This window comes from Streptomyces sp. NPDC001401, from assembly GCF_042895385.1.
In the GTDB taxonomy this organism is placed as follows: domain Bacteria; phylum Actinomycetota; class Actinomycetes; order Streptomycetales; family Streptomycetaceae; genus Streptomyces.
On the sequence record NZ_JBIAWI010000004.1, the window covers coordinates 393,065 to 400,471 of the forward strand.

Below are 7,407 nucleotides of genomic sequence, written 5' to 3' on the forward strand. Positions count from 1 at the left end.
CGACGTCAGCTCCGGCGTGCCTCGGAGTCCGCGGAGGGCTCCGCGGACCCGGCGTCCGCGTCGGCCGTCTCCTTGAACTTCACCTTGCCCATGTGCCGGTTCATGGACTTCATCAGTGCCCACACCGCCAGGGCCATCGCCGCGAAGACGATGAAGCCGAGGACGCCGGGGGTGACCTTGTTCTCGTCCACCTCCTTGGCGAGGGGGACGAGGTGCGTCATTGCCAGGCTCACGCTTGCGCTCATGTCAGGCATTGTCGCGGACGCCCGCGAAGAGGTCGTCCTCGGGGAGGGAGGTATCGACGAGGGACTTCGCCAGCTCGTACTCCTCCGTCGGCCAGACGTCCTTCTGGATCTCCATCGGGACCTTGAACCAGCCGCCGTCGGGGTCGATCTGCGTGGCGTGGGCGATCAGTGCCTTGTCGCGGATCTCGAAGAACTCAGCGCACGGGATGTGCGTGGTCAGCGTGCGCTCCACGCGCTCGAACTCCTTCCAGCGCTCGAGCCACTCCCCGTAAGGCGACTCCATGCCGCGCTCGAGCAGCGCGTTGTGCAGCGCCTCGGTGCGGGGGCGGTTGAAGCCCTGGTTGTAGTAGAGCTTGAGCGGCTGGTAGATCGGGCCGAACTCGGACTCCGGGTACTTCTCGGTGTCCGCCGCGCCCTCGAACGCCACCATCGAGATCTTGTGGGTCATGATGTGGTCGGGGTGCGGGTAGCCGCCGTTCTCGTCGTAGGTGGTGATCACCTGAGGACGGAAGGAACGGATCTGCTTCACCAGCTCGCCGGCCGCCTTGTCGACGTCCTCCAGGGCGAAGCAGCCCTCGGGCAGCGGCGGCAGCGGATCACCCTCGGGCAGACCGGAGTCCACGAAGCCGAGCCACTCCTGCTTGACCCCGAGGATCTCGCGGGCCTCGTCCATCTCCTTCTTGCGTACCTCGTGGATGTGCTCCTCGATGTACTTGTCGCCCTGCAGCTTGGGATTGAGGATGGAGCCGCGCTCCCCGCCCGTGCAGGTCACGACCAGCACGTCCACCCCCTCGGACACGTACTTCGCCATGGTGGCCGCGCCCTTGCTCGACTCGTCGTCGGGGTGCGCGTGCACGGCCATCAGTCGCAGCTGGTCAGTCAAGACTCAATCCTCGGTAAGTCGGCGCCCGGTGTGAACCGGCGCGATCGGCGGCTTCTATAGTGACCGAATCGGGGGGCGAAAAATTCCGGGGTCCGGTTTCCGAGAGGACGATCATGAGCACGGCGAGCACGCGGCTGCCCGAGGGCCGCTACGGCCGCTCCTCGGACGAGCGCGCCGACCGCAAGCTCAAGATCACCGGGGCCGTCCTGGCGGCAGCGCTGCTCGCCCTGGTCGGCTACTTCGCCTACCACTACGTCGCCCAGACCAAGATCAGCGCCGAGGTGATCACCTTCGATGCGCAGAAGGACTCGGTGAAGGTGCATCTGGAGGTCCGCAAGGACGCCGACGCCACCGGCTACTGCACCATCCGCTCCCAGGCGAAGGACGGGGCCGAGGTGGGCCGGGCCGACTTCCACTTCGGCGGGCACGCCACCCGTATCGACCGGGTCGTCACGCTCCGTACGACATCCGAGGGGACCACGGCGGAGCTGCTCGGCTGCCATGCCGACTGACACGGACTGAGGCGGACTGAGACGGACTGACGCCATCCAGCCTCGGCCGGAATACAGACGCTGTGACCTGCATTGACGTAATCCTGATGGCTTATGTCCTCCCCCTTCAGCCGCTGAATTGTTAGGCTCGTGGTTTCGCCCATCCGTGAAGGAACATTCTTCTGGGTAGGGCGATGCTTTGTATTCCCAGTACCTACGAGGAGCACCTGTGACCCAGACCAGCGAGAACGTCACCTGGCTGACCCAGGAGGCGTACAACCAGCTCAGGGCCGAGCTGGAGTACCTGTCTGGTCCTGCGCGCACGGAGATCGCCGCCAAGATCGCGGCCGCGCGCGAGGAGGGCGACCTGCGTGAGAACGGCGGGTACCACGCGGCCAAGGAAGAGCAGGGCAAGCAGGAGCTCCGTGTGCGCCAGCTGACCCAGCTCCTGGAGAACGCCCAGGTCGGCGAGGCCCCGGCGTCGGCGGACGGCGCCGTGGCGCCCGGCATGGTCGTGACGATCGCCTTCGACGGCGACGAGGACGACACGATGACCTTCCTGCTCGCCTCGCGCGAGTACGCCAGCTCCGACATCGAGACGTACTCGCCGCAGTCCCCGCTGGGTTCCGGCGTGATCGGCCACAAGGTCGGCGAGGACGCGGAGTACGAGCTGCCGAACGGCAAGAAGGCCTCGGTGACGATCCTCAAGGCCGAGCCCTACACCGGCTGATCCGCCCTTCGATGCCCCCGGCGCCCTGGTGACGCCGGGGGCATCGTCGTTGCGTCGGTCACGCCGTCGCCGAGCGGTACTTCCGCACCGCCAGCGTCCGGAATATGACGATGATCAGGACCGAGTAGATCAGCGAGGCCCACACGGGGTGCGCCATGGGCCAGGCGTCCGAGGGCGAGACGCCGGGGTTGCCGAAGAGCTTGCGGCAGGCCTGGACCGTCGCGCTGAACGGGTTCCACTCGGCGATGTGGCGCAGCCACGGGGTCATGCGACTCGAGTCCACGAACGCGTTCGAGATGAACGTGACCGGGAACAGCCAGATCAGACCGCCCGAGGTGGCTGCCTCGGGGGTGCGGACGGACAGGCCGATGACCGCGCCGATCCAGGTGAACGCGTACCCGGTCAGGAGCAGCAGACCGAAGGCGCCGAGCACCTCACCGATGTTGGTGTGGGTCCGCCAGCCGACCAGAAGGGCGACCAGGGCCAGCACGAACAGCGTGAGCGCCGTCTGCACCAGGTCGGCCAGCGTCCGCCCGGTCAGCACCGCGCCGCGCGCCATGGGCAGTGAGCGGAAACGGTCGATGAGCCCCTTGTGCATGTCGTCGGCGATGCCCGCCCCGGCACCCGCGGTGGCGAAGGTGACCGTCTGGGCGAAGATGCCGGCCATCAGGAAATTGCGGTAGACCACGGGGTCCGTGGTGCCGCCGATGTTCATGGAACCGCCGAACACATAGCTGAACAGCACCACGAACATGATCGGCTGGATGAGGCCGAAGATGACCATTTCGGGGATCCGGGACATGCGGATCAGGTTGCGTTTGGCAACAACCAGCGAGTCGCGGATCGACTGGCTGACCGGGTTCGCGGGCGGCGCGACCCGCACGGCGTCGGTGACGGCGCTCACTTGGCTGCCTCCTTCTTGGGCTTGCGGTCCTTGGCGTCCGCCGTGGTGCCGTTCTCCTCGTCCTTGGCCTCTGCCACATGTCCCGTCAGGGACAGGAAGACGTCGTCGAGGGTGGGGCGGCGCAGGCCGATGTCGTCTATCTCGATGCCGCGGGTGTCCAGCTCCCGGATGACCTCGGCGAGCAGCTTGGCGCCGCCGGTGACGGGCACGGTGAGCTTGCGGGTGTGCTCCTCGACGGTGACTTCGCCCTTGCCGAAGCCGGTGAGGACCTCGCCGGCGGTCGCGATGTGCTCGCGCTCGTGCACCACGACCTCCACGCGCTCGCCGCCGGTGCGGGCCTTGAGCTGGTCGGAGGTGCCGCGGGCGATGACATGGCCGTGGTCGACGACCACGATGTCGTGCGCGAGGTGGTCGGCCTCTTCCAGGTACTGGGTGGTCAGCAGCAGGGTCGTGCCACCGGAGACGAGCTGTTTGATGACCTCCCACAGCAGTTGGCGGTTGCGGGGGTCGAGGCCGGTCGTCGGCTCGTCCATGAACATCACGGGCGGCGAGACGACCAGGGCCGCCGCCAGGTCGAGCCTGCGGCGCATGCCTCCGGAGTAGGTCTTCGCGGGACGGTCGGCGGCGTCCGCGAGGTCGAACTGGTCCAGCAGCTCTGCGGCCCGGGCCTTCGCGGCCTTGGCCCTCATCTGGTAGAGCTGGCCGACCATCTGGAGGTTCTCGCGGCCGGTCAGGTATTCGTCGACAGCGGCGAACTGGCCGGACAGGCCGATGGAGCGCCGCACCTCGTTGGGCTGCTTGAGGACGTCGAGGCCGGCCACGACCGCCCTGCCGCTGTCGGGTTGCAGCAGCGTGGTCAAGCAGCGGACCGCCGTCGTCTTGCCCGCGCCGTTCGGCCCGAGCAGGCCCAGCACGGTGCCCTCGGGGACATCGAGGTCGACGCCGTCCAGAGCCCTTACGTCACCGAAGGTTTTGACCAGGCCTTCGGCATAGATGGCGCCTGGCATATGAGTCTCCACGTCGTCGGGGAATCTTCGGAAAGCCTTGGTTTGCGCGCTTTGCTCCGCCTGATGGGTGGCACGGCAGGCGGCCACGACACACCATAACGCGATGTATCGCGTCTCTCAATGCATTTTCCCGGTCGCGTGACGAAGAGCCCCTGAGCTGGGTGTTCTGCTGAGTCCGGATCGCCCGGCGGCTCAGTCGATGACCGTGTAGCCCGCCTCGCGCAGCGCCCGGCCGACCTCGGCGCAGTGCTCCGGCCCCTTCGTCTCCAGGTGCAGTTCGACCTCCGCCTCCGTGAGCCCGAGCCGTGGATCGGTCCGTACGTGACTCACATCGAGGACGTTAGCGTCCACCACTGACAACACCCCGAGAAGTGTGGCGAGCGCTCCCGGCCGGTCCGTCAGCCGCAGCCGTACCGCCAGGTAGCGGCCCTGCGCGGCCATGCCGTGGCGCAGGACGCGCTGCATCAGCAGCGGGTCGACGTTGCCGCCGGACAGCACCGCCACCACCGGGCCCTCGAAGGCTCCCGGGTCGCTCAGCAGGGCCGCCACCGGGCTCGCGCCGGCCGGTTCGACGACCAGCTTGGCCCGCTCCAGGCACAGCAGCAGCGCGGTGGACAGTGCGTCCTCGGAGACCGTGCGGACCTCGTCCAGCAGCTCGCGGATGATGCCGAACGGCACGTCGCCGGGCCGCCCGACCTTGATGCCGTCGGCCATGGTCGCCGGGTTCTCGATCGACACCGGGCGCCCGGCCGCGATCGAGGGCGGATACGCCGCCGCGCCCTCCGCCTGCACCCCCACGATCCGCACGTCCGGCCGCAGCGCCTTCACCGCGACCGCGATACCGGCCGCGAGGCCTCCGCCGCCGATGCCGACGACGATGGTGCGCACCTCCGGGCACTGCTCCAGGATCTCCAGCCCGACCGTGCCCTGGCCCGCGATGATGTCGGGGTGGTCGAAGGGGTGGATGAACACCGCGCCGGTCTCGGCCGCGTACGCCTGCGCGGCGGCCAGCGTCTCGTCGACCACCTGTCCGTGCAGCCGCACCTCGGCGCCGTACTCGCGCGTGGCGCTGATCTTCGGCAGCGGGGCGCCCTGCGGCATGAACACCGTCGCCCGCACGCCGAGCAGCGAGGAGGCCAGGGCGACGCCCTGTGCGTGGTTGCCCGCGCTCGCGGCCACGACGCCGGCGGCCCGCTCCTCGGGCAGCAGTGCGGCGATCCGGACGTAGGCGCCGCGCAGCTTGAACGAACCCGTCCGCTGGAGGTTCTCGCACTTGAAGTGCACTGGCGCGCCCACCAGCTGGGTCAGGTGCCTGCTTCCCTCCATCGCCGTCACCCGTGCCACGCCCGAAAGCATCTTCTGGGCGCCCCGCACGTCGTCGAGGGTCACGGGCCGCAAGGAGTCAGCCGTGCTGTAGCTCATGACTCAAGCATCGCAGTTCACAGGCGCACACGGCCCCTGTGACCAACCTCCGAGACTGGTTTGCGCAGCGCCGGTACGGCTTGCCCCCCGGCCGCGTACTCTGTCCCCCATTCCAGCAGCCCCCCTTCATGAAGTGAGCCTCCGGCCATGCCCACAACACCTGAAATGTCGATGGACATGACGATCGTCGGTGACACCGGTCTCCTCGACACACTGCAGCACGAGGTGGCGGTGTTCGCCCGCCGTGCCGAACAGACCCGGCTCGGCGGGGTCGGACAGGTGCGCAACTCCATGGACCGCGCCGCATACCTGCTGCTCAATCGCCTCGACAAAGAGGGCCCCATGGGCGTCAAGGCGCTCGCGGCGAGCATGGGCATCGACTCGTCGACGGTCACCCGACAGGTGGCTCCGCTCGTGGACACCGGGCTCGTCAAGCGCACCTCGCACCCCGAGGACGGGCGCGCGGTGGTGCTTCAGCTGTCCCCGCGCGGGCAGTCGCGGCTGAACGAAGTGCGCTCGTCCCGGCGTCAGTTGATGGCCGAGTTGACCGAGGACTGGGCGCCGGAGGAGCGCGAGGCGTTCTGCACGCTCCTCACGCGCTTCAACACCGCGCTCTCCTCCCGGATGGCGGCCCAGGGGCTGCCGGGGCCGGAGGCGTCGTCGGCCTCGTAGGCGCCGTCCGCACGCGTACCCCGCGGGCTCTTACGCGCGCGTGCCTCCCAGCTCTTGACCGAAAGGCCACCCCTGGCCTCAGATGAGACCGGGTCCCTGTCGTACGCGGTTCCGGATTCCGTACGCGGCCGGGTCCCGGTTCCGTCAGGGTCGCGTCAGGGCGGGAGGCGCGGTGCGACAGTGGCAGGCGTCCCAAGGCGCTCGCCGGGCCCGGGAGTTCGAGGCGTTCGTCGCGGGCGCGGCAGGGCGGCTGCTGCATGCCGCCACGCTGCTCACGGCGGAGGCGCCGGACGACAACCCGCGCGCGCGACGTCTGCTGACGCTGTCCCTGGCGCACACGTACGCGTGCTGGGACCGGCTGCGCGGGGAGGACCCGTACGACCGCACCCGCCAGTACCTGGCCACCCGCTTCGCGCGCGGGGCATGGCACCAGTACGGCGGTTTCGGCCGGGCCCGCCCGCATCCCGGCAGTCCGCTGGCCCGGCTGGCACCGCAGGAGCGCCTGATCCTGGTCCTGAGGCTGTACGAGGGGGTCGCCGAGGAGCAGACGGCGGCGCTGCTCGGGCTGCCCACGGAACGCGTCCGCGCGATCTGCGACCGGGCCACGGCGACGCTGCTGCATCCGCCGCGCAACCCGGCACCGGCGGTCGGCGGGGCGAAGGTGGCGCCGTCATGAGGCGCCCGGGCGGAGGGGGACGCGCATGAACCGGGCCGAGCGCGAGGCCGCCGCACGGCGGATGATGGAGCAGGTGCCGCCGCCGGTGCCGCCGGAGCTGTACGGGGACGTGGTGCGCCGCGGCACCCGCAGTCTGCGCCGCAGGACGCTCGCCCGCCGCCTGATGTGGCTGCTGCTGTGCGCCGCAAGCGTGGCGTTCCTGGTGTGGGCCATGATGGCCCGCCCGTGGGTGGAGCCGCCCTCGCAGACGACTCCCCCGTACACGGGCTGGTGACGACCTGGGGTGGGGGGGGGGGGGGGGGCCCGGCCGGGCCGGGCGCGGGGGGGGGGGGGGGGGGGGGGGGGGGGGGGGCGGGGCAGGGGGGGGGGACCGAGGG

The 7,407-nt window shown here is 69.7% G+C and carries 10 protein-coding genes; 5 read left to right on the forward strand and 5 right to left on the reverse strand.

Features of this window, described 5'->3' with window-relative positions; genetic code table 11:
• Positions 1-5: 5 nt before the first annotated feature.
• Complete coding sequence (locus ACFY10_RS17075; RefSeq protein WP_390665921.1) at positions 6-254, reverse strand: hypothetical protein; 249 nt, start codon at positions 252-254, stop codon at positions 6-8.
• Positions 247-1,128 (reverse strand): mycothiol conjugate amidase Mca, encoded by an 882-nt coding sequence (gene mca, locus ACFY10_RS17080; RefSeq protein ID WP_390665922.1) that lies wholly within the window; start codon positions 1,126-1,128, stop codon positions 247-249. Before mca ends, ACFY10_RS17075 begins: the two co-directional genes overlap by 8 nt.
• 113 nt (positions 1,129-1,241) lie before the next feature.
• Between mca and ACFY10_RS17085 the strand changes: the two genes are divergently transcribed.
• Together ACFY10_RS17085 and greA are read left to right on the forward strand one after the other, a co-directional pair.
• Positions 1,242-1,640: a DUF4307 domain-containing protein gene (locus tag ACFY10_RS17085; protein ID WP_390665923.1), complete on the forward strand. Its 399-nt coding sequence runs from the start codon at positions 1,242-1,244 to the stop codon at positions 1,638-1,640.
• A gap of 208 nt (positions 1,641-1,848) precedes the next feature.
• Positions 1,849-2,349: a transcription elongation factor GreA gene (gene greA / locus ACFY10_RS17090; RefSeq protein WP_390665924.1), complete on the forward strand. Its 501-nt coding sequence runs from the start codon at positions 1,849-1,851 to the stop codon at positions 2,347-2,349.
• Positions 2,350-2,407: 58 nt separating this feature from the next.
• Here the strand turns inward: greA and ACFY10_RS17095 are convergent, their stop codons facing one another.
• From ACFY10_RS17095 to ilvA, 3 genes are all read right to left on the reverse strand, one after another.
• Complete coding sequence (locus ACFY10_RS17095) at positions 2,408-3,253, reverse strand: ABC transporter permease (protein ID WP_390665925.1); 846 nt, start codon at positions 3,251-3,253, stop codon at positions 2,408-2,410.
• Positions 3,250-4,260, reverse strand: coding sequence for an ATP-binding cassette domain-containing protein (locus ACFY10_RS17100; RefSeq protein WP_390665926.1), 1,011 nt, complete (start codon positions 4,258-4,260; stop codon positions 3,250-3,252). Before ACFY10_RS17100 ends, ACFY10_RS17095 begins: the two co-directional genes overlap by 4 nt.
• A 192-nt stretch (positions 4,261-4,452) precedes the next feature.
• Positions 4,453-5,682 (reverse strand): threonine ammonia-lyase, encoded by a 1,230-nt coding sequence (ilvA, locus tag ACFY10_RS17105; protein ID WP_390665927.1) that lies wholly within the window; start codon positions 5,680-5,682, stop codon positions 4,453-4,455.
• A gap of 165 nt (positions 5,683-5,847) precedes the next feature.
• Here ilvA and ACFY10_RS17110 point away from each other — a divergent pair, with 165 nt between their 5' ends.
• The 3 genes from ACFY10_RS17110 to ACFY10_RS17120 all read left to right on the forward strand — a co-directional run bounded on the left by ACFY10_RS17110 (position 5,848) and on the right by ACFY10_RS17120 (position 7,304).
• Positions 5,848-6,354, forward strand: a complete 507-nt coding sequence (locus ACFY10_RS17110) for a MarR family winged helix-turn-helix transcriptional regulator (protein WP_390666181.1) — start codon at positions 5,848-5,850, stop codon at positions 6,352-6,354.
• A 172-nt stretch (positions 6,355-6,526) separates the two neighbouring features.
• Positions 6,527-7,030: a sigma factor-like helix-turn-helix DNA-binding protein gene (locus ACFY10_RS17115; protein WP_390665928.1), complete on the forward strand. Its 504-nt coding sequence runs from the start codon at positions 6,527-6,529 to the stop codon at positions 7,028-7,030.
• Positions 7,031-7,055: 25 nt separating this feature from the next.
• A complete protein-coding gene (locus ACFY10_RS17120) occupies positions 7,056-7,304 on the forward strand; it encodes a hypothetical protein (RefSeq protein WP_390665929.1) in 249 nt (82 codons plus the stop codon).
• The last annotated feature ends 103 nt before the right edge of the window (positions 7,305-7,407 follow it).